Annotated in this window: 28 protein-coding genes; 27 read left to right on the top strand and 1 reads right to left on the bottom strand. The window is 63.4% G+C overall.

The genetic code is table 11. From position 1 onward, the window contains the following. Positions 1–34: 34 nt before the first annotated feature. The 27 genes from RT21_RS21135 (at position 35) to RT21_RS21010 (ending at position 23,610) form a co-directional block, all read left to right on the top strand. Positions 35–823: a PFL_4669 family integrating conjugative element protein gene (locus RT21_RS21135; RefSeq protein ID WP_023464550.1), complete on the top strand. Its 789-nt coding sequence runs from the start codon at positions 35–37 to the stop codon at positions 821–823. Continuing rightward, complete coding sequence (locus RT21_RS21130) at positions 820–1,371, top strand: DUF3158 family protein (protein ID WP_023464549.1); 552 nt, start codon at positions 820–822, stop codon at positions 1,369–1,371. Before RT21_RS21135 ends, RT21_RS21130 begins: the two co-directional genes overlap by 4 nt. Next, positions 1,368–1,766 carry a single-stranded DNA-binding protein gene (locus RT21_RS21125; protein WP_023464548.1) on the top strand — a complete coding sequence of 133 codons (399 nt, stop codon included), beginning with the start codon at positions 1,368–1,370 and terminating at the stop codon, positions 1,764–1,766. The genes RT21_RS21130 and RT21_RS21125 overlap by 4 nt, the downstream gene beginning before the upstream one ends. Positions 1,767–2,040: 274 nt before the next feature. Then, positions 2,041–2,493, top strand: a complete 453-nt coding sequence (locus RT21_RS23950) for a hypothetical protein (protein ID WP_218186919.1) — start codon at positions 2,041–2,043, stop codon at positions 2,491–2,493. Further along, positions 2,468–2,764, top strand: a complete 297-nt coding sequence (locus tag RT21_RS23945) for a hypothetical protein (protein ID WP_218186918.1) — start codon at positions 2,468–2,470, stop codon at positions 2,762–2,764. The genes RT21_RS23950 and RT21_RS23945 overlap by 26 nt, the downstream gene beginning before the upstream one ends. A 33-nt stretch (positions 2,765–2,797) precedes the next feature. Continuing rightward, complete coding sequence (locus tag RT21_RS21115) at positions 2,798–3,799, top strand: DUF4917 family protein (RefSeq protein WP_023464546.1); 1,002 nt, start codon at positions 2,798–2,800, stop codon at positions 3,797–3,799. A 167-nt stretch (positions 3,800–3,966) separates the two neighbouring features. Next, complete coding sequence (locus RT21_RS21110) at positions 3,967–5,982, top strand: DNA topoisomerase III (RefSeq protein WP_023464545.1); 2,016 nt, start codon at positions 3,967–3,969, stop codon at positions 5,980–5,982. 800 nt (positions 5,983–6,782) lie between these two features. Further along, positions 6,783–7,016: a hypothetical protein gene (locus RT21_RS21105; protein ID WP_046164294.1), complete on the top strand. Its 234-nt coding sequence runs from the start codon at positions 6,783–6,785 to the stop codon at positions 7,014–7,016. Between the two features lie 33 nt (positions 7,017–7,049). After that, positions 7,050–7,442, top strand: coding sequence for a hypothetical protein (locus RT21_RS21100; protein ID WP_023464543.1), 393 nt, complete (start codon positions 7,050–7,052; stop codon positions 7,440–7,442). Positions 7,443–7,548: 106 nt separating this feature from the next. After that, positions 7,549–8,274, top strand: coding sequence for a DUF5983 family protein (locus tag RT21_RS21095; protein WP_023464542.1), 726 nt, complete (start codon positions 7,549–7,551; stop codon positions 8,272–8,274). 364 nt (positions 8,275–8,638) lie between these two features. Further along, positions 8,639–9,169, top strand: a complete 531-nt coding sequence (locus RT21_RS21090; RefSeq protein WP_023464541.1) for an STY4534 family ICE replication protein — start codon at positions 8,639–8,641, stop codon at positions 9,167–9,169. A 101-nt stretch (positions 9,170–9,270) separates the two neighbouring features. Further along, positions 9,271–9,882: a DUF3275 family protein gene (locus tag RT21_RS21085; RefSeq protein WP_023464540.1), complete on the top strand. Its 612-nt coding sequence runs from the start codon at positions 9,271–9,273 to the stop codon at positions 9,880–9,882. A 90-nt stretch (positions 9,883–9,972) separates the two neighbouring features. Next, on the top strand, positions 9,973–10,353 hold the full coding sequence (locus tag RT21_RS21080; protein WP_023464539.1) for a hypothetical protein: 381 nt from the start codon (positions 9,973–9,975) through the stop codon (positions 10,351–10,353). Between the two features lie 16 nt (positions 10,354–10,369). Further along, positions 10,370–10,630, top strand: coding sequence for a hypothetical protein (locus RT21_RS21075; protein ID WP_023464538.1), 261 nt, complete (start codon positions 10,370–10,372; stop codon positions 10,628–10,630). Between the two features lie 151 nt (positions 10,631–10,781). Further along, entirely contained in the window at positions 10,782–11,609 is an 828-nt protein-coding gene (locus RT21_RS21070; protein WP_023464537.1) for a DUF932 domain-containing protein, read from the top strand. Between the two features lie 322 nt (positions 11,610–11,931). After that, on the top strand, positions 11,932–12,579 hold the full coding sequence (locus tag RT21_RS21065) for a hypothetical protein (RefSeq protein WP_023464536.1): 648 nt from the start codon (positions 11,932–11,934) through the stop codon (positions 12,577–12,579). Between the two features lie 68 nt (positions 12,580–12,647). Then, positions 12,648–13,757 carry a DUF6094 domain-containing protein gene (locus RT21_RS21060; protein ID WP_023464535.1) on the top strand — a complete coding sequence of 370 codons (1,110 nt, stop codon included), beginning with the start codon at positions 12,648–12,650 and terminating at the stop codon, positions 13,755–13,757. A 100-nt stretch (positions 13,758–13,857) separates the two neighbouring features. After that, entirely contained in the window at positions 13,858–14,154 is a 297-nt protein-coding gene (locus RT21_RS21055) for a hypothetical protein (RefSeq protein ID WP_023464534.1), read from the top strand. Between the two features lie 105 nt (positions 14,155–14,259). Then, complete coding sequence (locus RT21_RS21050) at positions 14,260–16,530, top strand: DEAD/DEAH box helicase family protein (RefSeq protein ID WP_033960241.1); 2,271 nt, start codon at positions 14,260–14,262, stop codon at positions 16,528–16,530. 180 nt (positions 16,531–16,710) lie between these two features. Beyond that, positions 16,711–17,217 (top strand): PFGI-1 class ICE element type IV pilus protein PilL2, encoded by a 507-nt coding sequence (locus RT21_RS21045; RefSeq protein WP_046164293.1) that lies wholly within the window; start codon positions 16,711–16,713, stop codon positions 17,215–17,217. After that, positions 17,214–17,873 carry a hypothetical protein gene (locus RT21_RS21040; protein ID WP_046164292.1) on the top strand — a complete coding sequence of 220 codons (660 nt, stop codon included), beginning with the start codon at positions 17,214–17,216 and terminating at the stop codon, positions 17,871–17,873. The genes RT21_RS21045 and RT21_RS21040 overlap by 4 nt, the downstream gene beginning before the upstream one ends. A gap of 57 nt (positions 17,874–17,930) precedes the next feature. Then, positions 17,931–18,614, top strand: a complete 684-nt coding sequence (locus tag RT21_RS21035; protein WP_046164308.1) for a TIGR03759 family integrating conjugative element protein — start codon at positions 17,931–17,933, stop codon at positions 18,612–18,614. Then, a complete protein-coding gene (locus tag RT21_RS21030; RefSeq protein WP_046164291.1) occupies positions 18,599–19,183 on the top strand; it encodes a lysozyme family protein in 585 nt (194 codons plus the stop codon). The genes RT21_RS21035 and RT21_RS21030 overlap by 16 nt, the downstream gene beginning before the upstream one ends. Then, entirely contained in the window at positions 19,180–19,716 is a 537-nt protein-coding gene (locus RT21_RS21025) for an integrating conjugative element protein (protein WP_023464528.1), read from the top strand. Before RT21_RS21030 ends, RT21_RS21025 begins: the two co-directional genes overlap by 4 nt. A gap of 1 nt (position 19,717) precedes the next feature. After that, the gene (gene traD, locus RT21_RS21020) at positions 19,718–21,895 is read left to right on the top strand and encodes a type IV conjugative transfer system coupling protein TraD (protein WP_046164290.1); all 2,178 of its coding nucleotides are present in this window, start codon (positions 19,718–19,720) and stop codon (positions 21,893–21,895) included. Further along, on the top strand, positions 21,892–22,641 hold the full coding sequence (locus tag RT21_RS21015) for a TIGR03747 family integrating conjugative element membrane protein (RefSeq protein WP_046164289.1): 750 nt from the start codon (positions 21,892–21,894) through the stop codon (positions 22,639–22,641). The genes traD and RT21_RS21015 overlap by 4 nt, the downstream gene beginning before the upstream one ends. 105 nt (positions 22,642–22,746) lie before the next feature. Beyond that, positions 22,747–23,610, top strand: a complete 864-nt coding sequence (locus tag RT21_RS21010; protein ID WP_082082204.1) for an AAA family ATPase — start codon at positions 22,747–22,749, stop codon at positions 23,608–23,610. A gap of 11 nt (positions 23,611–23,621) precedes the next feature. Here RT21_RS21010 and RT21_RS21005 read toward each other — a convergent pair. After that, positions 23,622–24,306: IS30 family transposase (locus RT21_RS21005; protein ID WP_046164288.1), on the bottom strand; the 685-nt coding region annotated here is incomplete at its 5' end.

The raw sequence follows: 24,306 nt of genomic DNA, 5'->3' as shown, positions 1-24,306 counted from the left end.
CTGGCGACTCGTTCATTCACAGCGAGTCGCTCCTATGGCAAACGAACCCCTGCAACTGAATCTCGGGTCGCTACGCAGCGCGATGGCGCTGACGCTGCACACGCATCACGCCTCACGCATCTGGCACGGCCGCGCGCCCGCCGAAGGCCGGCCCGGCATCATCGGCCTGAACGGCTTCATCTCCATCATGAACAAGCTCAAGCGCGGCGCCGAGCAGGACGACCCCTACTCGGACTGGTGGATGCTGCGCATCGAGGAAAAGATCGCCGACACCAAGACGCGCCTGCAAACGCTGCGCGAACAGGTTGACCAGGCCCTGGCCGACGTACCGCCCGCACTCAGCCTGGGCGAGAACCTCAACGTGCAGCCGGTCAAGCTGCCCCTGTTCGTCAATTCTCAGTTGGGGTTCATGGCGGTCTACCTGCTGGCCGACTACGACGACCTGGCGCGGCGCCTGATCCTGGCGCATCACACGGCGTTGATCGATCGCAGCACCCTGGAGCGCTGGCTCAACGACGGTGCGCATGCGCTGCGCAGCCTGTTCTCCCTGGCCCAGCAGTACCGCTATTCCGGCACAACGCGCGATGACTTCGCGGCGAAGAACGCAGCAGCGCGTGCGGCACTGGAGAAGTTCGGCGAGCTGCCGACCGACGTGCTCGAAGGCACGCACCGCTCGCGCTTCGCGCCGCCGATCAACCGCCGGTCATCGCAGGATGGCAGGCAGGAAAGGACGGATACCCCGAGCGCTGCGCCAGCCGACGAAACCACGGAAGACGACGCGAACGACGACGGCACCGCATCCGATGAGGATGAGCCAGCATGACGGAATCTGCTCTCACCGACACACCGACACGCTTCACGCCGCTGGAACAGGCGGACTTCCAGCGCCTGGAACACGCAGCCTACCTAAAGGGCCTTTTACAGCCTTTTAAGGGTAAGGGACGTTTGGAGACCTGGGCCAACCAGTGCGCGGCGCTGCGCGACGACCTGATCGTGCTGGCGCAGCGGCGGGTACTGCCCCAGGCGCGCGGCTATCCCTTCAGCCTGCTCGGTGTGCAACTGGCCCAGCAGACCACTGGCGCAGGCACGACCTTTCTGCGCTGGCGCAATCTCGACCGTTCCAGCATGGGCGTCGCCTTGTGGGAGGCGCTGCTGGCCGACCCCGCGACACCGGCGTCGCTGATCGACGACCTCTACGCGATGGAGCTGCAGCGCATCGCGCTGAACATGCAGATCAGCCTCACGCACAGCATCGCCCGCCAAACCCTGGACTGCGCCGGAAAGATGGCCCAGGCCGAAGCGGCTTACCTGCGGCGTATCCAGGGGCACGCCGCCTCGATCAACCCCACCACTTCCAAGGAGTCACCATGAGCACGCATTTCTTCGGCGAGGGCAACATCGGCTCTGCGCCAGACTATCGCGAGTTTGCCAACGGCAACGACGAGCCGCGCCGGCTGCTGCGCCTGAACGTCTACTTCGACAACCCGGTGCCGATGAAGGATGGCACTTTCGAGGATCGTGGAGGTTTCTGGGCGCCGGTGGAACTGTGGCACCGCGACGCCGAACACTGGCAGACGCTGTACCAGAAAGGCATGCGCGTGCTGGTCGAAGGTCGCACCGTGCGCGACGAATGGGAAGACGCCGACGAGAACGAGCGCGTGACCTTCAAGATCGAAGCGCGCCGGGTTGGCATCCTGCCGTATCGCGTCGAGGGTGTAACGCTGGGTGCCAAGGGACAGGCCGTGGAGCAACCCCACGACGAGTAGCCGCTGCGCAGGATCGTGTGAGCGGCTGGAGCAGCCGTCAGCCGCTCACCGTGCGCCAGTTGTGCGCGGTTTATACCAGTGGTATAGCGCCATTGACGTCCATGGAAGGCCAATCGTCATGGACTTGAGCACTACTTCGATCTATAACTTGTTGTTTTTCCAATCTGTGAAATGGCTTGCCCCTAAGCCATCTTCCTAGAACGAGATAAGCAGCATGATCGGAGTCAGGACTCGTTATTCACTTGCTCAATTCCTTGAACTGCAGGAGCCCGCCGTGTGTGTCGTGATATTGGGCAAGTACGGCGTTCAGCACCTGTCGCTGTCGAGGGAGCAACTGCTGTACGACCTACTGAACACACTGCGCGGACTTGATGACCGCACGCTCATGCTGGCGCTGTCCGAGGTGGTTGCAACCACAGGTGATCTTCGGGCCAGAGTCAATCCGAAGTATCGGTTTGACGAGCGCATGCACGACTTGGCGCAGTGCCTGCTGCTGGACGGCTACATCATCCAGGAAAAGAAACTGGTCCAGACCGATCCGTCGATTGCCGATGCCGCGCCCTTGGAGGATGACCTGGTTACGGCATTGCAGAACTCTGGCGCCCCCCCGCGCGCAGGACATCATCGCCAAGATCAACGACTCGGCCGAGGCATTCCGGGCGACGCCGCCCGACTACAACGCATCGCTCGTCAACGCCCGAGTGGCGCTGGAAACCTTGGCCGTTGACGTGGCCACCCATGTCGCTTCGCTGCAGCAGAGTCCCACCACCTACAACCCGTCAAAATGGGGCGAGGTGCTTTCGTTCCTGCGCAGCAGCGGCGAGATCACGGTCGAAGAGGAAAAGGGGCTGGCTGGCGTGTTCGGTTTTCTGAGCCCTGGCGCCCATCGCCCGGTTGGCATCCCGGAAGACCAGATGACGCGGCTTGGCCGCTCCTTCGCGCTCAATATGTGCTGGTTCCTGCTCAAGAACCATCTCGCGCGAAGCCACCAGCCTTGAACTCACTGACTTCGATGCGCAAGGGAAAACAAGATGCCGTTTGAAATCAGGTCTTGGGAAGAAATCTCCAGAAGCTACGGATGCACGATCCTGCTCGGCAACGGCGCCAGCATTGCCGTCAGCCCGAGCTTCTCCTATGGATCACTGCTCAGGCATGCCGTTGAACAGCGCTTCCTTCCCGACGACGCCCAACGACTGTTCCAGTTCTTTCAGACCAACGATTTCGAGTTGGTTCTTCGGATCGTCTGGCAGGCGTCGAACGTCAATCGGTCGTTGCAAATCCCGGACCACCGAACCCATGCCGCCTACGTGAGTCTCAGAGACTGCCTCATTCAGACAGTCCGCGACATTCACCCGGAATACGATCAGGTCAGCGCGCACCTGCCGAGCATCTACCAATTCCTGAAACGCTTCAGCACTATCATCTCACTCAACTACGACTTGGTGGTGTACTGGGTCATGACCTATGGCCTGGAGATCGAGGATCAGCATGTGTTCAAGGATTGCTTCATAGGAGGCGGCGTCTTCTCCGACGACTGGCAACGGTTCAGGCAGCCGATCGGCAGGGAGCGCTCGACCACACTGGTGTTCCATGCCCATGGCAGCCTTGTGCTGTGCAGGAATTTGGTCGAGCAAGAACTGAAGATACACAACAGGGACGCTGGTCTTCTCGAAGCGATACTTCAGCTCTGGCAGAGTGAAAGCGTTGTCCCGTTGTTCGTGAGCGAAGGAACGTGGCAGCAGAAGATCACGTCCATCCAGAACAGCTACTACCTCTCCACGGTCTACAGAGAAGTTCTGAAGTCACCGCGGAACACTCTCGTTGTTTACGGCTGGGGATTCGCTGAACAAGATCTCCATCTCTTGCAACGGATGAGTGGAACAGGGATCAATCGTGTGGCGGTGGCGGTGTTCCGAGGGGATCAGGCCTATTGCAACAGGGTCTTCCAGGCGATCCGCGATACCTTGGGGTGGCACGTTGAGGTAGAGTTTTTCGACAGCGAGAGTCCCGGTTGCTGGATTTACGCTGATTAGCAGAGTCTGCGCCCTGTCCTATAGACCTGCAAAGCCAAAAGCAAACACCGCACCCTGAACCCGCACAAGTTGGTGTCTGCCGCTGCCGCGTTGTTTGCTGCCGCACTCATTGCCCGCTGGGATGCTGACGATCATTCGATGACCGTCACGCACACTCAGGAGGCTTCATGCGCGTTTTTCTGTGCGAAAAGCCTTCGCAAGGCAAGGACATCGCCAGGATGTTGGGCGCCCGGCAGCGCGGCAACGGCTGCTACAGCGGTTCGGGTATCACGGTGACCTGGTGCATCGGCCATCTTGTCGAGGCGGCACCGCCGGAAACCTACGGCGAGCAGTACAAGCACTGGTCCATCGAGCAGTTGCCTATTCTTCCCGAGCGCTGGCGCATCGAGGTCAAGGCCAAGACCGCCGCGCAGTTCAAGATCGTGAAGCAGTTCGTCGCCCAGGCCGGCGAGTTGGTGATCGCCACCGATGCCGACCGCGAAGGCGAAATGATCGCGCGCGAGATCATCGATCTGTGCGGCTACCGTGGCCCGATCCAGAGGCTGTGGCTGTCGGCGCTCAACGATGCGTCGATCCGCAAGGCGCTGACTCAGCTCAAGCCGGGTGGCGAAACGCTGCCACTGTATTTTTCCGCACTGGCCCGTTCGCGCGCGGACTGGCTGATCGGCATGAACCTGAGCCGCTTGTTCACGGTGCTGGGTCGGCGGTCCGGGTATCAGGGCGTGCTGTCGGTCGGTCGCGTACAGACACCGACACTGAAACTGGTGGTGGACCGCGACCGCGAGATCGCACGCTTCGTCTCCATGCCGTATTGGACCATCGACGTCACGCTATCCCACGCGGGCCAGTCCTTCGCGGCAAGCTGGATGCCGCCCGACGGCACCACGGGTGCAGCCGGTCGCTGCCTGCAGCAGCCAGTGGCGCAGCAGGCCGCCGACCGCATCCGTGCGGGTCGTGAATCGAAGGTGCTGTCGGTGGAAACCGAGCGTGTGCGCGAAACCGCGCCGCTGCCGTTCGACCTCGGCACCTTGCAGGAAGTGTGTTCGCGGCAGCTCGGGCTGGACGTACAGGAGACGCTGGACATCGCGCAGTCCTTGTACGAAACGCACAAGGCGACGACTTATCCGCGCAGTGACTCCGGCTACCTGCCCGAGAGCATGCTGGCCGAAGTGCCGACCGTGCTCGACGCGCTGCTCGCCACCGATCCCGGCCTGCGCCCGTTGATCGACCGGCTCGACAGGACACAGCGCTCGCGCGTCTGGAACGACAGCAAGGTAACGGCGCACCACGGCATCATTCCCACGCTGGAGCCTGCGAACCTCTCAGCCATGTCGGAGAAAGAATTGGCGGTATACGCGCTGATCCGGGCGCACTACCTGGTGCAGTTTCTGCCGCATCACGAATTCGACCGCACGCTGGTAGTGCTCGACTGTGCAGGGCAATCATTACAGGCTGTCGGCAAGCAGGTGATCGTGTCTGGCTGGCACCTGGCGCTCCCCGGCAAGGGGCAGGATGCGGCGGACGACGAGCAGGCTCAGCGCAGCCAGATCCTGCCGCCGCTGGACATCGGGGCGCGCTGCGGTGTCGGGCAGGTCGAACTGAAGGCACTGAAGACGCTGCCCCCCAAGCCTTACACCCAGGGCGAGTTGATCAGGGCGATGAAGGGTGTCGCCAAGCTGGTCACCGATCCACGGCTGAAGCAGAAGCTGAAGGAGACGACGGGCATCGGCACCGAAGCCACGCGCGCCGGCATCATCAACGGCCTGTTGGTTCGCGGCTATCTGGTGAAGAAGGGCCGTGCCATCCGCGCGTCGGATGCGGCCTTCACACTCATCGACGCGGTGCCGGCGGCGATCACCGATCCCGGCACGACGGCGATATGGGAACAGGCGCTGGACATGATCGAGGCCGGCCAGATGACGCTGGACACCTTCATCGACAAGCAATCGGCCTGGGTCGCGCAGTTGGTTCAGCAATATCGAGGCACCGTCCTGTCGATCAAGCTGCCCGAAGGACCGGCCTGCCCGGTGTGCGGTGCGGCGACGCGCCAGCGCAACGGCAAGAACGGTGCCTTCTGGTCGTGCAGCCGCTATCCCGACTGCAAGGGCACGCTGCCGGCCGAATCCTCGACGGGCAGGCGCAGGGCTTCGCGCCAGCGGCGCGCTGCGCCCAAGGCGTCCTGATGCCAACGAACACCTCTGCCGCGCCGGGATTTCACTGACGGCGAGGCAAACCGTCCCGCGCCCCGTGGGACTCCCCAGCGCGCGTCTCCTTCTGCAACGGTGTGCGCGTTCCGCCTGGCCGATACAGGCCACGGGACGAGAAGGTGGTTTCTCCACGAATGGCGCTCGCCGCCATTTCATTGATCGGTGTTCCTTCCGTTGATCGCGAGGGGTCTCCTGACGACTTGCCGGCCCTCCGGCGCTGCGCGAATCGTCAGGAGACCCCTCGGGTCCACGGTACTCGGTGCCGGTGCCCGCCGGCGAAACAACGGGTTCCCTTTGTGCGCGGATGTGTGCCAGAGGTTTCCGGCCCCAGCCACGAAACGGGTCGGGTGAGATTGCTGGACCAGCGGCAGGCTTTGACGACGGCCACGCCCTGCAACAGCCCACGGGTGGTGATTCCTCCCCGCCGAAGGCTCCCGCCTTCGGCTGCTTTTCCCTTCACACCAGCTTTCGCTGCGCCGACGCACCACGCTCGGCAAGCAATCGGGCGATCACCGCGAGCGGATTTCGGCTCGCCAATGCACGCCAAGCCTCCGAACCTACACCCCATGCGCGCTGACCTCCGTCAGCACCATGCCCAGGCAGCTTCGGTCTTCAAAGCTACGGCGCGGTTCTTCCGCGTTGACCGATCCAGTCCGCTTCGCATCGCTCCTGCGGACGATCGCCATGTCCTGGCGACGATGCTTCGTTCCACCCCACGGGAATCCGCTTCATCCCGTCGGGATGTGGCGCTTCCCATCCCTTCATAGGAGAACACCATGTCCTTCGATCCTGTCGCACTCAAGCCCACAGGCCCTTCGGGTCTGCTGGCGCTGGCGTATGTAGGCAAAAGCCTGCCCTTGCAGGTGCTGTGCAGTGCCGCCGGGCACTACATCGGCACCTTCGACGACGACGGCCCCGTCTCCCGCGAGTCCGTCGAGTATTTCCCGAGCCACGAGGCCGCTCGCCATGCCCTGGAAACCAGCGCATGGATGCAGCGCCAGTACCCGTGATCCCCATCCATCTATCATCAGGAGAACCTCGTCATGAATCCGATGAGCGAGCAGGCGATCTTTGACGAGATCGCGCGCAACGATCTGCACTTCTCGAAAGCCCCCGATGCCTTTTTCCACGCCTGGAAGCGCGGCGTCGAACTGGTCGGCCCCGGCCTGTTCGGCAACGGCACGCAGGAATGTCTGAACCTGGCCGTGGACAAGTGGGACTTGTGCCCAAACGTCGCCGTCATCAAGAAGACCATCGGCGCCATGAGTTCCGGCGAAAGGGTCTTTCTCGCCGCGATGGTGAGTTTCTACAACTCCAAGGACGGCGGTGCGCTGCTCAAGCGCGTTGGCGTCCACGGCCTGGCCGACCTGGGCGGCCTGGACCTGGAGCGACGCAAGATCATCGCCGCGCTGATCCTCAACTACACCGGCTGGTAACAGCACCTGCGGACCGTCATCCGTGACGGGCACCGTTTCTTTCATCCCTCTGGGGTCGATCCCCGGCAGGGGATCGGCTCCGCCTTTCCTCTACTGGAGAACCATCATGAACCCCACTGCCAATCCCGTTTCAAATCCCTTTGTCCGTGGCTACAACGGCCTTTCCATTCAGCGAATGATCGCCATCGCCTACGATGACGACTGCCCGCTGACCTATCTTCCGCTGCACGTCTCGCAGTCCCATCTGCGGGACGACCAGATCCAGCGTTTTGAATGTGTCTTCTGCGACGACTTCACCTTGATCACTCAAGGCCAAGCCGTGCCGGATGAACTGGACGCTCAATGCCGGAACCATGGCATCGCGCGCACGGTGATCTATGCCGTCATGGCGGACGACTTCGGAACGCCGGTGCATGTCGGCGATACCTATTCCGAGGAAGCCGCCCGCGACGTGGTGCGCCGTCTGACCTTCGACACTGGCCACTACAGCCGGTGCTGGGAGATCAGTTCCGGGCACCTTCCCGAGGAAACGATGCAGTACCTCGAAGACCTCGCGGATGCGTCCACGCTCACCGGCCTGTTGTTTGAAGCCTTCAGGATTCCCGACAGCGATGCCGTGGGCGTGAAGTTGATCGCCACGCCCTGGACCGACGCCAATCTCGAAATCGTCGATGGCCGCAATACCCAGGCGCTGCACAACGATCAGACGGATGCGTGCGTCCCCACGCCGCTGCTGAACGTGATGCACTTGGCCGCCATGGCGGACGTGCGCATACTGGTCTTCGATCCGAACGCCGCGATACTGGACGGCCTGCCTGTCTACGAAGACTGATTCCTCCATCTTGAGCCCCTTCGAGGGGCTCTTTCTCTTTGTACCCCACAGAAATAGGGATGGCTGCGGAAGCCGATTGACGGTCGCCGGTTCGCCGCCGCCATGCCACGCTGCGGCCATGTTCCGCTGATCCGTCAGCAACATGCCCAGGTAGTCACGGTCTTCGAGGCTACGACGCGGTTCCGACCGCGTGACCGATCCAGTTCGCACCAGCATCCCATGCGCGAACGTTCGCCCCTCCTAGGGCGAAGGATGCACAAGCAGTACCTGGATCGTTCGATCCATCAACCCGCGCGGGGGTTATGCCTCCCCGCCGGGGTGGGTGTGTCTCCGCCTTCTTGTCCCTCAAGTCTGGAGATTCACCATGACCACTTCATCCGAAAAGTCCAACTTCTTCGATCTGCACATCACCGGCCTCGGGTATCTCAATCGCATCCGCGAAGTGAAGCCCAAGAAAGGCGATGCCTTCCTGGCCTGCGACATCGCGGCGCTCAATGGTCCCAGCGATAAGCCGGAGTACCGCCGTTTCGACGTGCGCGTATCCGGCAGCGAAGCGCAGCACCTGATCCGCCGTTGCGTCCCCGCCGTCGAGGCCGAACGCAAAGTGCTGATCGGCTTTCGCCTGGGCGATCTGTGGACCGACCTCTTCACCTACAGCAAGGGGAAGCGTGTCGGCGAACAGAGCGTCAGCCTGAAGGCCCGCCTGCTCTTCGTGAGCTGGATCAAGGTCGATGGCCAGCTCGTCTACAAGGCCGAACCCAAGGCCTCCGAGGAAACGGCTCGCGACGAAGCGCCCAGCGTTTCGAGCGAACCCACTGCCCAGGATGCACCCGCATCCGAGACGGTTTCCGACGACGAAGCAGCCGAAGTACCGGCGTTGGCCGAGTCGTTCTGAACCCACAAGGCCCCCTCACCGGGGCCTTGCTTCCTTTCCATCCAACGAACCGCCGGTCTTTCCAGTCGGCGTCTCGTGACCTCATCGTAAGGAGCTGACCCATGATTACGCTTCCCGGCCAATTGGCCATCAAGACCATCCACGGCAGGAACGGCGACTTCAACGTCGGCCGCCTCGCCACCTCCATCGGCGAGTTCGTCATCAAGAACGCCGAGCTGGATCAGTACCGCGAAGGCAAGTACGAGGGCGATTTCGTCATCACCGAGATTCGTCCTTCGACGTACAACACCAGCGGCCGCATGGTCATCGAGATCCGCGCGCACCTGGGCGGAATGACCTTATCGAACATCGACCACCTGAGCCGCGATGAAGCCAACCGGCTGAGTCCGCAGGAAGTCGATCCGATCGACGAGGAAGCGCAGACGCCAGTCCCGTCCACTTCGGCACCTGCCGAAGCGAAGGCGGCAACGTCCAGCGATCCCCTGGTCGATACCACGCCGTTCGGCGCCGACGTTCCCGCCAAGCCGGCCTCCAAGCCGGTGACGCAGGACGATGACGCCACGCTGTTCGGCGCTCTCTGGCCGCTGGGCGAGATCGTCAAGCTCGATGCCACCGTCGATCGCCGCCTGTTGCGTCAGCAACGGGACCGTCTTGGTGCCTTGGGCTACGAGTTCGCGCCGCTGTCCCAGGACTGGCATATCGCCTCCGCCTGATCCCTCCGTCGCTTCCCGCGACGTTCCAACCACCCGCCGGGGTATTTCCCCCGTCGGGGGAGTGCTCCGGCTTTTCACAGGAGAACTCCCATGGGCTGGTATTTCTCGCGGCAAACCCGCGACCAACTGATCCGCGAACTGATCGAACCGCAGGAGAGCGAAAGCGCTCGCTCGGAGGTCATCGCCCACGCCCTACGCGGCAACGTGCTGTGGTCCGTGGTGCGCATCACCGCCAAGCAGTCGGGATTCATGAAGCTCGCTGCCGGCGATTCCATCAACGTCATCCGTTGCGACCTGCTGCAAGGCTCGGGTGGCGAATGGGGCCACAAGCCCCTGGATGAATCCATGCACCCCTACTACTACTCGTGCCCGTTGCGCTATCTCGACATGGCGCCGGTGCAATCCCCCGAGTGGCGGGAAGGCGTGCTCGCCCATCACGCACGTCGGCGCATGCCGGCGTCAGTGGCCTGAGCACGGGAGGTACGTCATGGACCCGATCCTGGCCTCTCTCCCGGCGTCGTTGCTGCGTCTCGTCGAAGATCAGTTGTCCAACAACGAAGTTTCTTCCGACGAGGAACTGCTCGATCACTTCATCAGCGACGGTCTCACCGAGGAACAGGCACGGCAGGCGTTGACCTACCGCAACCAGTACCTCGCCAACCTCTACCTAGACGGTTTCACACCGATCCTCAAGGGGAGCGAAGCGCTTCGCTTCAACCCCTACAGCCGGCAATTCGAGCCGGAATGATCCGCAGGCCCTTCTTCACGGGGCTGCATTCCTCTTTACCTGACCCACCCAGGCCCTGCCCCGCAGGGCCTTTCTTTGTCCCATGCAATCGCACGCATCCGGCTTTTGGCCTCTCGATGCCGATTGCTCCAATCCTCAAAAGGAGATAGTCATGAAACTCGCATCCCGCTTTTCTTATCGTTCTCCGGTGCTGCGTTCGGATCACCCGTTGTCGGATGATCAGATCCGCACCGTCGCCCCATCCATCTTCGCGGAGACCCCGCACGAAAGCCGTTCCCAGCGCTACAGCTACATCCCGACTGCGGCCGTGTTGACGGAGCTGCGCAGAGAGGGTTCCCAACCGTTCATGGTGTGCCAGACACGTGTGCGCCACGAGGATCGGCGTGACTACACCAAGCACATGCTGCGGCTTCGTCATGCGAGCCAGATCAATGGCACCGAGGCGAGCGAGATCATCCTGCTCAACTCGCACGACGGCACCAGCAGCTATCAGATGCTGGCGGGCATGTTCCGCTTCGTCTGCCAGAACGGCCTGGTGTGCGGCGACACCTTCGCCGACGTCCGCGTTCCTCACAAGGGCAACGTCACCGATCACGTCATCGAAGGCGCCTATGAGATCTTGCAGGGTTTCGAGCAGGTGCAACACTCGCGCGACGCCATGCGTGCCATCACACTCGACGACGGTGAGGCCGAGGTCTTCGCCAGATCGGCGTTGACTCTCAAGTACGACGATCCCGGCAAGACCTTGCCGATCACGGAGAATCAGGTTCTGCGGCCACGTCGTTTCGACGACAACCGTTCGGACCTGTGGTCCACCTTCAATCGAGTGCAGGAGAACCTCGTCAAAGGCGGCCTGACCGGCCGTACCGCAAACGGGCGCCAGCAACGCACGCGGCCCGTTCAAGGCATCGACCAGAACGTCCGGCTGAACCGGGCGCTGTGGCTGCTGGCGGAAGGTCTGCGTCAGTTGAAAGCCTGACCATCAAGCGGATCATGCCCATGTCGGCATGGTCCGCTTTTTTTGTTCGGCGGACGCCCCTTCGGAGCCCCTTTGCAAACAGGGTGGCGTCGCGTGGCGGTTTTTCGCTCCCGCTCACCGGCCTGTTGAAGCAGGCTACTTCCCATGTCCGTCGGCGTTGCCGACAACATGCCCAGGTAGCCTAGACCTTCAAGGCTACGGTGCGTTGCGACGCACTGGTCGTTCTCTTTGCCAAGACGCCTACGGCGTTTCCTTCCATCCCCCTGGGGCAGTGACTGCCCTCGCGGGTGGTGCTGCCTCTGTTTTCTTCGAGGACATCACCATGCCTGCATCCACATCATCCAGTGTGCTCTATCCCATCGACGAATGCCCCGACCTCATGGCCGACGGCTGCATCGGCGATGAGCACGGCAACCTCATCTTCCTGTCCGTCTGGGCGCGCGATACAGCCATCCAGGAGTTCCTGGCTCGCCTGACCCTCGGTCGGTCCGAACAGGGACTGGACCAGTTCCATCTCGTCACCGATCAGGCGTCGATTCCGGTCTTTGTCGGCAACACCGACAACCTGGAGAAGCGCACCACGCGCGCCTTCCGGCGCACGCTGTTCGGTTCCATGTCTCATCTGTGGCTGTTCGACAAGCGCTGCGTGAAGCCCGACAAGGCCAACGCCAGCGCATTGGCGCTACTGCCCAGGACAGTGACCGACCACACCGAACGCCTATGGGCGCTGGTGCGGGAGACCTGCCCCCTGCCGCTGCTCGATCACTGGCGCGATGCCGTGCTGGAGCTGCTGCAATCACGGGACATGCTGACGCGCCTTCCGTTCGCCCTCGGGCCGCTGGAAGGCCATCGGCTGGCCCTGGACGTTCCGGCGCTGACCACGGCGCTGGGCGAACTGATCCGCAACGGCACCCTTGGTGTTTCGCAGGTCGAGCTGGCCTCGGGCAAACCGCTGCGGCGGGTGGCCTGACGCTCACCACACGGGCATGTGCGTCGCGCGTGCCCCGCTTTCATCCCACTTCTTCACAGGAGATTCCCATGGCTCTCATGTTTCCGCGCCTTGCGCGCAACTTCATCAAGAACGGCTACTTCCCGACAGACGAACCCACGTTGGAAAGAGCCCTGACCGCGCTGGCACCCTCATCCGGCGCCATGTGCATCCTCGATCCCTGCGCCGGCGAAGGCGTGGCGATCGCCGAAGCCGCTCATGCCCTCGGGCGCGAACAGGTGAAGGCATTTGCCGTCGAGTACGACGCGGAGCGCGCCACCCATGCGCGCAGACTCGTCGATCGTTGTCTGCATGGCGACCTGATGGACTCGCTGATTTCCCGCCAGTCCTTCGGACTGCTGTGGCTCAATCCGCCCTATGGCGACCTGACGCGGGGCGTCGATGGCAACATCGGCTACCAGGGTCAGGGCCGCGCACGGCTGGAAAAGCTGTTCTATCAGCGCAGCCTGCCGCTGTTGCAGTACCACGGTGTGCTGGTGCTCATCATCCCGGCCTATGTACTCGATGCCGAGTTCGTCGGTTGGCTGACCCGCCACTTCGCCGACCTGCGCATCTACCGTGCGGTGGACGTGCAGTTCAAGCAGGTGGTGATCTTCGGCCGGCGCGTGCGTCAGCGCGAGCAGGTGCCGGAGGACGCCAAGACGGCGCGCAGCCTTTTGCTGCAAGTCGGGCAAGGCGACATCGAAGCCGAGGAATTGCCCTGCGAATGGCCGTTCCAGCCTTACACGGTTCCGGCGTCTCCCGTCGAACCGGAGCACTTCTATCGCGTCACGCTCGAACCCGAGCAATTCGCCGACGAGGTACAGCGCCTGCAAGGGCTGTGGCCGTCAATCGACACGCACCTGGGCGCCGCGCAGCAATTGCCACGGCCCCCGGCGCGCGCCCTGTCGCACTGGCATCTCGCCCTGGCTTTGGCCGCAGGCGCGGTTTCAGGCGTCGTGCAATCGAAGAACGGCCGCACGCTCGTCGTCAAAGGTGATACCCACAAGGAGAAGTCTCACCAGACGGAATACACCGAGCGTGACGATGGCTCCGTGGCCGAGACGCGCATCCTCACCGACAGGTTCGTGCCTGTCATCAGGGCGTGGGACATGACCCTTGGCTCTCCCACATGGGGCCAGGTACTGACCATTCGCTGATCGTTGTTCCTTGACGGTTCGCCGTCGTTTTCATCCACCCACCGGGGTCATGTCGCCCCTGTGGGGTGCCGTGGCCCCTTTTTCTTGAGAGGTAGTCACCATGGCACTCGCAGTTCTGTCTCAACCACGCTTTCGGGCCGGAAAATTGCTCATGACCGCAGGCGTGAATGACCTTGTTCAACGGGGTGTGTTCAACCCCGGACCCTATCTCCAGCGCCATCTCGATGGCGATTGGGGCGATCTCTGCGACGACGACAGGCGGCAGAACGATGCCGCTTTGAAGTTCGGCGAGGATCGATTGTTCTCGTCCTACCAAGTCACTTCCGACCTGAAGATCTGGATCATCACCGAGTGGGATCGCAGCGTAACCACGCTGCTGTTGCCCAGCGAGTATTGATCTGTTTTCACCGCGGCGCTTGAACGTCGCGTTTCTTCCCACCCCTGGGGCATGTCATCGCCCCATCGGGGGAGGTGCATGCCCCATTTTTTTTGGAGCATCACCATGTCCCTCGATCTTGAAACTGTTCCCGATACCGCCGTGCGGGGCGACCTGCTGGAAGCGGCGGCTTCTCCACTCACGATCAGCTTGCAGGACTTCGTATCGGAGTTCGGCGACGAGTTGCTCGATTCTCTCAACCGCGCCAACCCGCCCGTCTACGCTGGGCAGGCACGGGCGCATCGCCAGACCATCCTGGCCGGCCTGAAGCGGAAGTTGTTTCCCGCCCAGGCCGAAGTCGTCCATGCCGTCACCGAGCTGCTGGTCGATCGTGGCGAACGCGCCGCGATCGTCAACGGCGAGATGGGCTGCGGCAAGACGACCGTCGGCATCGCCACGGCCGCCGTGCTCAACGCCGAAGGCTACCGCCGCACCCTGGTGCTCTCGCCACCCCACCTGGTCTACAAGTGGCGGCGCGAAATCCAGGAGACGGTGGCCGGTGCCAAGGTCTGGGTGCTCAACGGCCCGGACACGCTGGTCAAGCTGCTGAAACTGCGCGAGCAGTTGGGCGTACCACCCCAGGGGCAGGAGTTCTTCGTCCTCGGCCGTGTGCGGATGCGCATGGGCTTTCACTGGAAGCCGGTGTTCGTGCGTTGGCGTACCCGTCACGGCGACGTGGGGGCGTGCCCGCATTGCGGCCATGTCATCACCGACCTGGACGGCGAGCCGATCAACCCGGTGGAACTCGAAGCGGAGGAAACCCGCCGCAAGTGCGGACACTGCGCCTCGACGCTGTGGACGCTGATCCGTCCCCGGCGCCTGTCGGTCAACGACCAGTCCCACGCCGTGCTCAAGGCGCTCAAGCGTATTCCCACCATCGGCGAAGTCACGGCGCAGAAGCTGATGAAGAAGTTCGGCGAGTCGTTCCTGGCTTCGATGCTGGGCGACAACCTGTACGAGTTCATCAATCTCATGGACGACAACGGCGAGCTGGTGTTTTCCGACCGGCAGGCCCAGCGCATGGAACGTGCGATGGCCTCGATGGAGTTCGGCTTCGGCGAAGGTGGGTATCAGCCTTCGGAATACGTCAAACGCTACCTGCCGCAAGGCACGTTCGACCTGCTCATCGCCGACGAGGCGCACGAGTACAAGAACGCGGGTTCCGCCCAGGGGCAGGCGATGGGGGTCTTGGCCTCCAAGGCGCGCAAGACGCTGCTGCTGACCGGCACCTTGATGGGCGGTTACGGCGACGACCTGTTCTACCTGCTGTTCCGCGCCCTGCCGGGGCGAATGATCGAAGACGGCTACCGGCCGAGCAAGCAAGGCAGTCTGACGCCGGCCGCGATGGCGTTCATGCGCGATCACGGCGTGCTCAAGGACATCTACTCCGAGAGCAACGGCTCGGCCCACAAGACCGCCAAGGGCAGCAAGATCACGGTGCGAACCGTGAAGGCCCCCGGCTTTGGTCCCAAGGGCGTGCTGCGCTGCGTATTGCCGTTCACGGTCTTCCTCAAGTTGAAGGACATCGGTGGCAATGTGCTGCCGCCCTACGACGAGGAGTTCCGCGAAGTGGCGATGGACGCGGAGCAGGCGCAGGCCTATGGACGCCTGGCGGGGCAACTGACCGCCGAGTTGAAGCAGGCGCTGGCGCGCCGCGACACGACGCTGCTGGGTGTGGTCCTCAACGTGCTGCTGGCCTGGCCGGACACGTGCTTTCGATCCGAGACGGTCAAGCATCCGCGCACCCGCAATCTGCTGGCGTTCACGCCGTCGCTGTTCACCGATCTGGAGGTCATGCCGAAGGAGCGGGAACTGATCGACATCTGCCGCGAGGAAAAAGCGGCGGGACGCAAGGTGCTGGTCTACAGCGTCTATACCGGCACGCGCGACACCACATCGCGCTTGAAGGTGCTGCTGGAGCAGGAAGGCTTCAAGGTGGCGGTACTGCGCGCGAGCGTGGATGCCTCCCGCCGGGAAGACTGGATCGCCGAGCAGTTGGATCGCGGCATCGACGTGCTCATCACCAACCCCGAACTGGTGAAAACCGGCCTGGACCTGTTGGAGTTTCCGACCATCGTGTTCATGCAGTCGGGCTACAACGTGTACTCGCTGCAGCAGGCTGCGCGCCGTTCCTGGCGTATCGGGCAGAAGCAGCCGGTCCGGGTGATCTACCTCGGCTACGCGGCCACCTCGCAGATGACTTGCCTGGGGCTGATGGCCAAGAAGATCACGGTGTCGCAGAGCACGTCGGGAGACGTGCCGGAATCCGGGTTGGACGTTCTCAATCAGGACGGCGACTCGGTGGAAGTGGCACTGGCACGGCAGTTGGTACATTGAGCATCGCTCGATTTTTGGCGGCCCCTTCGGGGGCCGTTTTCTTTTCTGTCGGGCCGGTGCGTGATCGGCCCCGCGATACCTGGCAGTCGAAAAATCGGGCGGCCCGCAGTTCCCTTTGTTCGCTGATGCGACGGCCTTCCCCTGCGAAGGTGGCATCACGAAGCCCCTGGGAGCCGCCGCATGCTATCCATTCGCCGCCCATACCCGGCCGGAAACGCCGCGCTTGCCGCCGGCCTGATCGCCGCCGCCCTGACCGCCGGATGCGCCACATCATCCGTCGCGCCACCCGTCATCGAACCGGAGCCGGAAACACAAGCCCGGCCCGTGCCGGACGGCTGGATTCCCATCGTTCGGTATGGGCGCTACACGCTGGTGGAGCTGGTCCCGGAGGCCGCCCAGCAAGACCTGCTGTTGCAGGTCATCGACGTGTCGATGCCGGCGACCCTGCCCGCGACGGTCGGCGAGGCGCTGGGCTACGTGCTGCTGCGTTCCGGCTACACCCTTTGCGAAGCCGATCCCGACGCCGCACCGCTCCACCATCTTCCCTTGCCGGCCGCGCACCTGCGGCTTGGGCCGCTTTTCCTGCGCGACGCCCTGCTGACGCTGGCGGGGCCGGCCTGGGAGCTTCACGTCGATGACGTGGCGCGGCGCGTGTGCTTCACCCAGGAACAGGAGCCGTTGCCATGACCCTGCCTCCCGATTTCCATCCGACTTCCCGCACCCGCCTGCTGCAAGTCGCCGCAGCGACCTGGCTGCTGCTGGTCAGCGCGGCTGTCGTCGTCAATCACGTGTCCCTGTCCCGCCTGGCCGAGGACGCGCGAGCCAGCGCGCCGGCCATTGAGGTCGCGCTGCTCGATAGCCGCCTCACCGAACTGGAACTGCTGACGGACAGCACCGGGCACGAGCTGGAACCGCTGACCCAGGCCAGCCTCGACACGGTTCGCCAGGCGCTGGAGGAACGGCTCGCCCGGCTCGAACAGGCGGACACCGAACCGCCTGCCACGACCGACATTGCACACCTGCAAAGCCGCCTGGATCAGCTCGAAGCGCGCTTGAAGGAAGTCCGCCAGCCGCCACCACCCGCTGCCGCGCCGGCACGTCGTCCGCCCCCGGCCGAGGCCGCACGGCCCGCGACCGTCGAACCGCCATTCCGGCTGCTGGACATCGAACTGCGTGCCGGCGAGCGCTTCCTGTCCATCGCGCCCGCCGATTCCCGCTCGCTCGCGGCGGTCCGCGTGCTGCGTCTCGGCGAGACCGAGAGCGGCTGGCGGCTCGAATCCCTCGAAGGGCGGACCGCGACCTTTCTGTTCAACGGACAGGCACGGCGTTTGAGCGTGCCGTAGGAGGTCTTCGTGAAGCCGTGGTTCGTTCGTTTCGTTCTGGCGGTCGCCGTCACTTCGATGGCTTCGGCGGTCGCCGTCGCGCAGAACGCGCCCGCCGCCGACTCCCGCATCGTCCAGAGCCGGGACAGGGCCGCCATCGACGCCGATCTTGACGAACGCCTGGCGCGGGATTGGGGGCTGCAAACCGAGGAGTGGGCGCGCTACCGCCAGTTGATGCAGGGACCGCTGGGTGTGTACTCGCCCGGTCTCGATCCCTTCACGGCCCTCGGCATCGAGGCGCGCACGGACGAGGAACGCCGCCGCTACGCGGAGCTTCAGGTGCAGGCGGAGGCCCGCCGCGTCGAGAAGCTGCTTGCGTACCAGCGTGCCTATGACGATGCCTGGAAGCGGCTCCATCCCACGCTTCAGCCCGTCGTCCTGACCGATGCCGGCACCCCTCCCGCCACGTCCGGCGCCCTGGGGCGGCTGGCGGTCTTCGTCAAGGACGACTGCCCGCCCTGCGAACAGCGCGTGCGGCAATTGCAGACCGCAGGCACGGCCTTCGATCTCTACATGGTCGGCAGCCGCCAGGACGATGCGCGCATCCGGCAATGGGCGACGAAGGCAGGTATCGAGCCGGCCAAGGTGCGCGCACGGACCATCACCCTGAATCACGACGCCGGCCGTTGGCTGTCGATCGGTGTGCCGGGCGAGCTGCCGGCCGTCGTGCGCGAGGTCAACGGGCAATGGCTGCGTCAGTGAGCCTTTGCCGGGCAGGCGTCCTGTGCCTGCTCTGCCTCGCTGTCTGGACCGCGCCCGTCCTGGCGCGGGAGGTTCCGCCGCCGGCCTATCAACTGGCCGCGCACGACGCCGGCATTCCCTCGGCGGTGTTGTACGCCGTGGCCTTGCAGGAAAGCGGCATCGCGCTGCGCGGGCAGCGAACTCCGTGGCCCTGGACCTTGAATGTCGCCGGCCAGGCACGGCGGTTCCAGACCCGCGAGGCCGCCTGCGCAAACCTGCGGCGCGTGCTGCGGGAGGTGCCGGCAACGCGCATCGACGTTGGTCTGGGGCAGATCAACCTCGGCTACCAGGCGCACCGTTTCGATCACCCCTGCGAACTGCTGGACCCGTACCGGAATCTCGCGGTCGCCGCCGCGATCCTGCGCGAACACCACAGGCCCGGCGATGACTGGCTGCTCTCCATCGGCCGCTATCACCGCCCCGCCGGTGGCGCACCGGCAGCCCGCTACCGCCGCAGCGTTCAAAAACATCTGGCGCGTGTGCAGGGCAGCCCGGTTCCGTCCATCGCATCGAGGAGTCATCGACCATGAACATCCGCCTGTGCGTACTGCCGCTGCTGGGTCTGCTGGCCCTCACCGCCCATGCCGCCGACCAGACCCTTATCGTCGTCGAGGATCGCGGCGGCGCGTCCGCCTTGCCCTACTACCAGGCGCTGAACCTCCAGCCCCGAAACCCTCGCCAGGCACTACCGCCACCGCATATCGAGGTGCCGCCGCTGCCGGGGGAACGTCACGGCGAGGCCGACATGCTGCCAGTGCGCTCGACGCTGTTGACGCCGGGCACGGTGGAGCGTCGGGTGATCGAGGCGCAGGGGTTGCGCCCGCTGTTCCTCGTCGGTGATGACGAACGCTCACGCGCCTGGCTGCGTCTGCGCGTGGAAGTCTTGCACGAACTCGGCGCGGTCGGCCTCGTGGTCAACGTCGAGTCCCAGGTCACGCTGGATGCCCTGCGACGCCTGGCGCCGGAACTGATCCTGTCCCCGATCTCCGCCGACGACCTGGCCCGACGGCTTGGCATCCGCCACTACCCCGTGCTCATCACCGCCACGGGGATCGAGCAGTGATATGGCCCAGCCGCATTCGGTGGAAGTCCTGCTGCGTCCGGCGGTCGAGCTTTACACCGTCGCGGTCTGCCTCGGCGCCGCCGTTCTCTGCCTCGCCGCCCCCTGGTCGCTGGCACTGAGCCCACTGGTGGGCCTGGCCGGTGCGCTGGCCTTTCTGACCTTCGGCACCATCCGCTTCTATGAAGCCTGGGCGATCCTGCGCTATCGCCGCAACATTCGCCGCATACCGCGCTACGTGATGGCCAGCCGCGACGTGCCGGTGAGCCAGCAGCGGCTGTTCGTGGGCCGGGGTTTTCGCTGGGATCAGCGCCACACCCACAGGCTGATGCAGACCTACCGGCCGGAGTTTCGCCGCTACGTCGAGCTAACACCGCTCTACCGATCCGTGCGCCGGCTGGAGGAGCGATTGGAGTTCGCGCCTTTCCCGCTGCCTCTGCTGACCCGCGTGACGGCGTGGGACAACCCGTTGAACCCGGCGCGGCCACTGCCGCCGGTCGGCGGCCTGCCACGGTTGCACGGCATCGAACCGCACGAGGTCGATGTGTCGCTGCCGCTGGGCGAGCGTGTCGGCCACACGCTGGTGCTCGGCACCACCCGTGTCGGCAAAACCCGGTTGGCCGAACTGTTCATCACCCAGGACATCCGCCGCAAGGTCAATGGCGAGCACGAGGTCGTGATCGTCTTCGATCCGAAAGGTGATGCGGACCTGTTGAAAAGGATGTACGTGGAGGCCCAGCGCGCCGGACGCGCAGGGGAGTTCTATTGCTTTCATCTCGGCTGGCCGGACATCTCCGCGCGCTACAACGCGGTGGGCCGCTTCGGACGAATTTCGGAGGTCGCCACGCGCATCGCCGGCCAGCTCTCCGGCGAAGGCAACAGCGCGGCGTTTCGCGAGTTCGCCTGGCGTTTCGTGAACATCATCGCGCGCGCGTTGGTGGAGTTGGGACGACGCCCCGACTATCTGCTGATCCAGCGCCACGTCATCAACATCGATGCGCTGTTCATCGAGTACGCGCAGCACTTTTTCGCCAAGGCCGAACCGAAAGTCTGGGAGGTCATCGTCCAGCTCGAAGGCAGGCTGAACGACAAGAACATTCCTCGCCACATGATCGGACGGGAGAAGCGCGTGGTGGCGATCGAGCAGTATCTGTCGCAGGTGCGCGTCTACGACCCGGTGCTCGACGGCCTGCGCTCGGCGGTGCGCTACGACCGCACCTACTTCGACAAGATCGTCGCCTCGCTGCTGCCGCTGCTGGAGAAGCTGACCACCGGCAAGATCGCGCAACTGCTGGCGCCGAACTATGCCGATCTCGATGATCCGCGGCCGATCTTCGATTGGTTGCAGATCATCCGCAAACGCGCGGTGGTCTACGTGGGCCTGGATGCGCTGTCGGACGCCGAGGTCGCGGCGGCCGTGGGCAACTCGATGTTCTCCGACCTGGTATCGGTCGCCGGACACATCTACAAGTTCGGCATCGACGACGGCCTGCCCGGCGCCTCAACCGGCGCCTCAACCGGCGCCAAGGTGCCGATCAACGTGCATGCCGACGAGTTCAACGAATTGATGGGCGATGAATTCATCCCCATGGTGAACAAGGGTGGCGGCGCTGGTATGCAGGTCACGGCGTACACGCAAACACTCAGCGACATCGAGGCGCGCATCGGCAACCGCGCCAAGGCCGGCCAGGTCATCGGCAACTTCAACAACCTGTTCATGTTGCGCGTGCGGGAGACGATCACCGCCGAGCTGCTGACCCGGCAGTTGCCCAAGGTCGAGGTATACACCACCTCGATTGTCAGCGGCGCGACGGATACCTCCGATCCCCAGGGGCACACTGCGTTCACGTCCAACACGCAGGACCGCGTCACCACCACCAGCGTGCCGCTGATCGAACCGCCGCACGTGGTCAATCTGCCCAAGGGGCAGGCTTTCGCGCTGCTCGAAGGCGGCAACCTGTGGAAGATCCGCATGCCGCTGCCCGCGCCCGACGCCGACGAGGCCATGCCCAAGGACTTGCAGGAGCTGGCCGGCTACATGCGTCAGCACTACGTCGATGCCGGCGACTGGTGGGAAAGCCAGGGCCTGCCGGCGCTGCAGCACGAAGCGCTGCCGGCAGACCTGCTCGACGACTTCAAGCAAATGGCCTTCGCCGATACTGCCGAGGATGGAAGGGCATGAGCGATCCGGCCGTCGCGGCGCAACGCCAACAGGTACGCCAGAGAGGTTTTCTCGCCAGCCTTGTCACCTTGCCGTTTCGCTTCTTCGGCGTGCTTTGTGGGTCGCTGCTGCTGTGCATCCTGATCGAATGGATCGGCATGCACCTGTTCTGGCCGGAACAGGGATGGCGTCATGCGCAGGACATGGTGGCCTACGAGCTGGACCAGCTATCGACCTACTTCACGCGCAGCGTGGTGGTGCAGGAACCGGGGCGCACCGCCCATCGGATTGTCGAGTGGGCGTATGAATGGGTCTTCCTCAAGACCGGGCTGCTGGAGTGGGTGCAGAACGCCTCCGCGCAGGCCAGCGCCGGCAGCCACGGTCAGACCAGGGATTTCCGGTACTACCTGAGCCAGGTCTATGTCCACCTGGAAAGCTATCTGATCGCGGCGGCGTACACGGTGCTGGTGTTCCTCGTGCGCCTGCTGGTGCTGTGCCTGATGCTGCCACTGTTCCTCATGGCGGCTTTCACGGGCCTCGTGGACGGCTTGGTACGCCGTGACATCCGCCGCTTCGGCGCGGGGCGCGAATCCGGCTTCGTCTATCACCGCGCCAAGGCGGCCTTGATGCCCCTGGTGGTACTGCCGTGGGCGGTCTACCTGGCGCTGCCGATCAGCGTGAGCCCGATCCTGATTCTCTTGCCGAGTGCCGTGCTGCTGGGCGTGGTCGTGGACATCGCGGCCGGAAGCTTCAAGAAATACCTGTAGTTACGTACACTAGCTACTAAACTTGGGGGTTAAAACAAAGGGTTGCCAGCTAGAGCCAGAGAAGCCTGACGTAACCCGACACGCCAATAGCCTAGGGGAATACAGATGAAGCTGCGTCATGCAAAGATCAAGAACTTCCGGTTACTCGCAGACGTGCAGCTTGCTCTGGAGGATTTGACTACTGTTGTCGTGGGGCGAAACAACAGTGGCAAAACTTCACTGTCCGAGATCATACGGCGACTACTAGCCGAAGGCAGCGCAGCATTTCAACTCGAAGATTTCTCCAGTGCCTGCTACGACAGGTTCTGCACGGCACTGGAAGCTCATAATAATGGCCAAGATGACGATGTAGTCAGGGCTCTGATTCCGTTCATCGAGTTGCGTTTGACGTTTGAATATGACCCTGCTCAGCCACAGTTGGGGCCTCTCAGTCCATTCGTTATCGACCTCGACCCCGACTGTAATGAGGTACTCGCTGTAGTCCGCTACGAGTTGAAGGATGGACAGCTCGCCCAATTTTTCTCGGGTCAGCCGGATACCCCCCTGACCGATGAAACGAGGATAGCTTTCTTTCGCTCGCTTCGAGAACGTATTCCAACCAGCTTTGCCGTCAGGGTATGGGCGGAAGATCCGAATGATGCGGAGAACAATCGTCAGTTGCAGCCGAGTGCACTGAAGGCTCTGATCAAAACCGGCTTCATCAACGCTCAAAGAGGCCTGGACGACATAACATCCCGCGAGTCCGATGTACTCGCCAAGACTGTTGAACTCCTCTTTGCCACAGCTTCTTCATCTTCGGCAGATGAGGCTGACAAACAGATTGCCCAAGCGCTGAAAGAGGCCGTTCAGGACATTCAATCTCAGATAGACAGCAGCTTCGGCGGCCAACTGAACAATCTGATACCGGCATTGAAGAACTTTGGATACCCAGGATTGGGAAATCAGGAACTGGGCGGTTGCAGAAGCTGAGTGCAACACGGTTATTGATTTGAAGCTGGAGCATGATGCCGCATAGCCATGGCTTCCTGCATCACCTCGCCCATGACTTCGATCGGGCACTTGAAATCGAAGCGTTTACGGGGGCGCATATTCAGCTCCAAGGCGATGGCATTCAATTGCTCTTGACTGTGTACCGACAAGTCAGTCCCCTTGGGCAGGTACTGGCGGATCAGGCCGTTGATGTTTTCGTTGCTACCGCGCTGCCAGGGGCTGTGCGGGTCGCAGAAGTAAATAGCGACCCCTGTCTGCTGGGTGATTTCAGCATGCCGCGCCATCTCCCGGCCCTGGTCGTAGGTCATGCTCTTGCGCATCGCCAGCGGCATGCTGTTGAGCGCTGCACTGAAGCCCTCCATCGCCGAGGTCGCCGTTGCGTCGTTCATCTTCATCAGCATCAGGTAGCCACTGGTGCGCTCCACCAACGTGCCTACCGACGAGGCGTTGGCCTTACCCTTGATCAGGTCGCCCTCCCAATGCCCCGGCATCAGCCGGTCTTCGATCTCTGGCGGGCGAACATGAATGCTGACCATCTCAGGGATCTGGCCGCGCCGATCCACGCCACCAGAGCGCGGCCGGCGCGTCGTCTTGCCTTGGCGCAGGCAGACGATCAGCTCCTTGCGCAACTCGCCGACCGGCAAGGCATAGATCGCGTTATAGATCGTCTCACGA

Source organism: Pseudomonas sp. 10B238 (assembly GCF_000970615.1).
Classification (GTDB): domain Bacteria; phylum Pseudomonadota; class Gammaproteobacteria; order Pseudomonadales; family Pseudomonadaceae; genus Stutzerimonas.
This window is presented reverse-complemented; position numbering and strand designations above follow the sequence as displayed.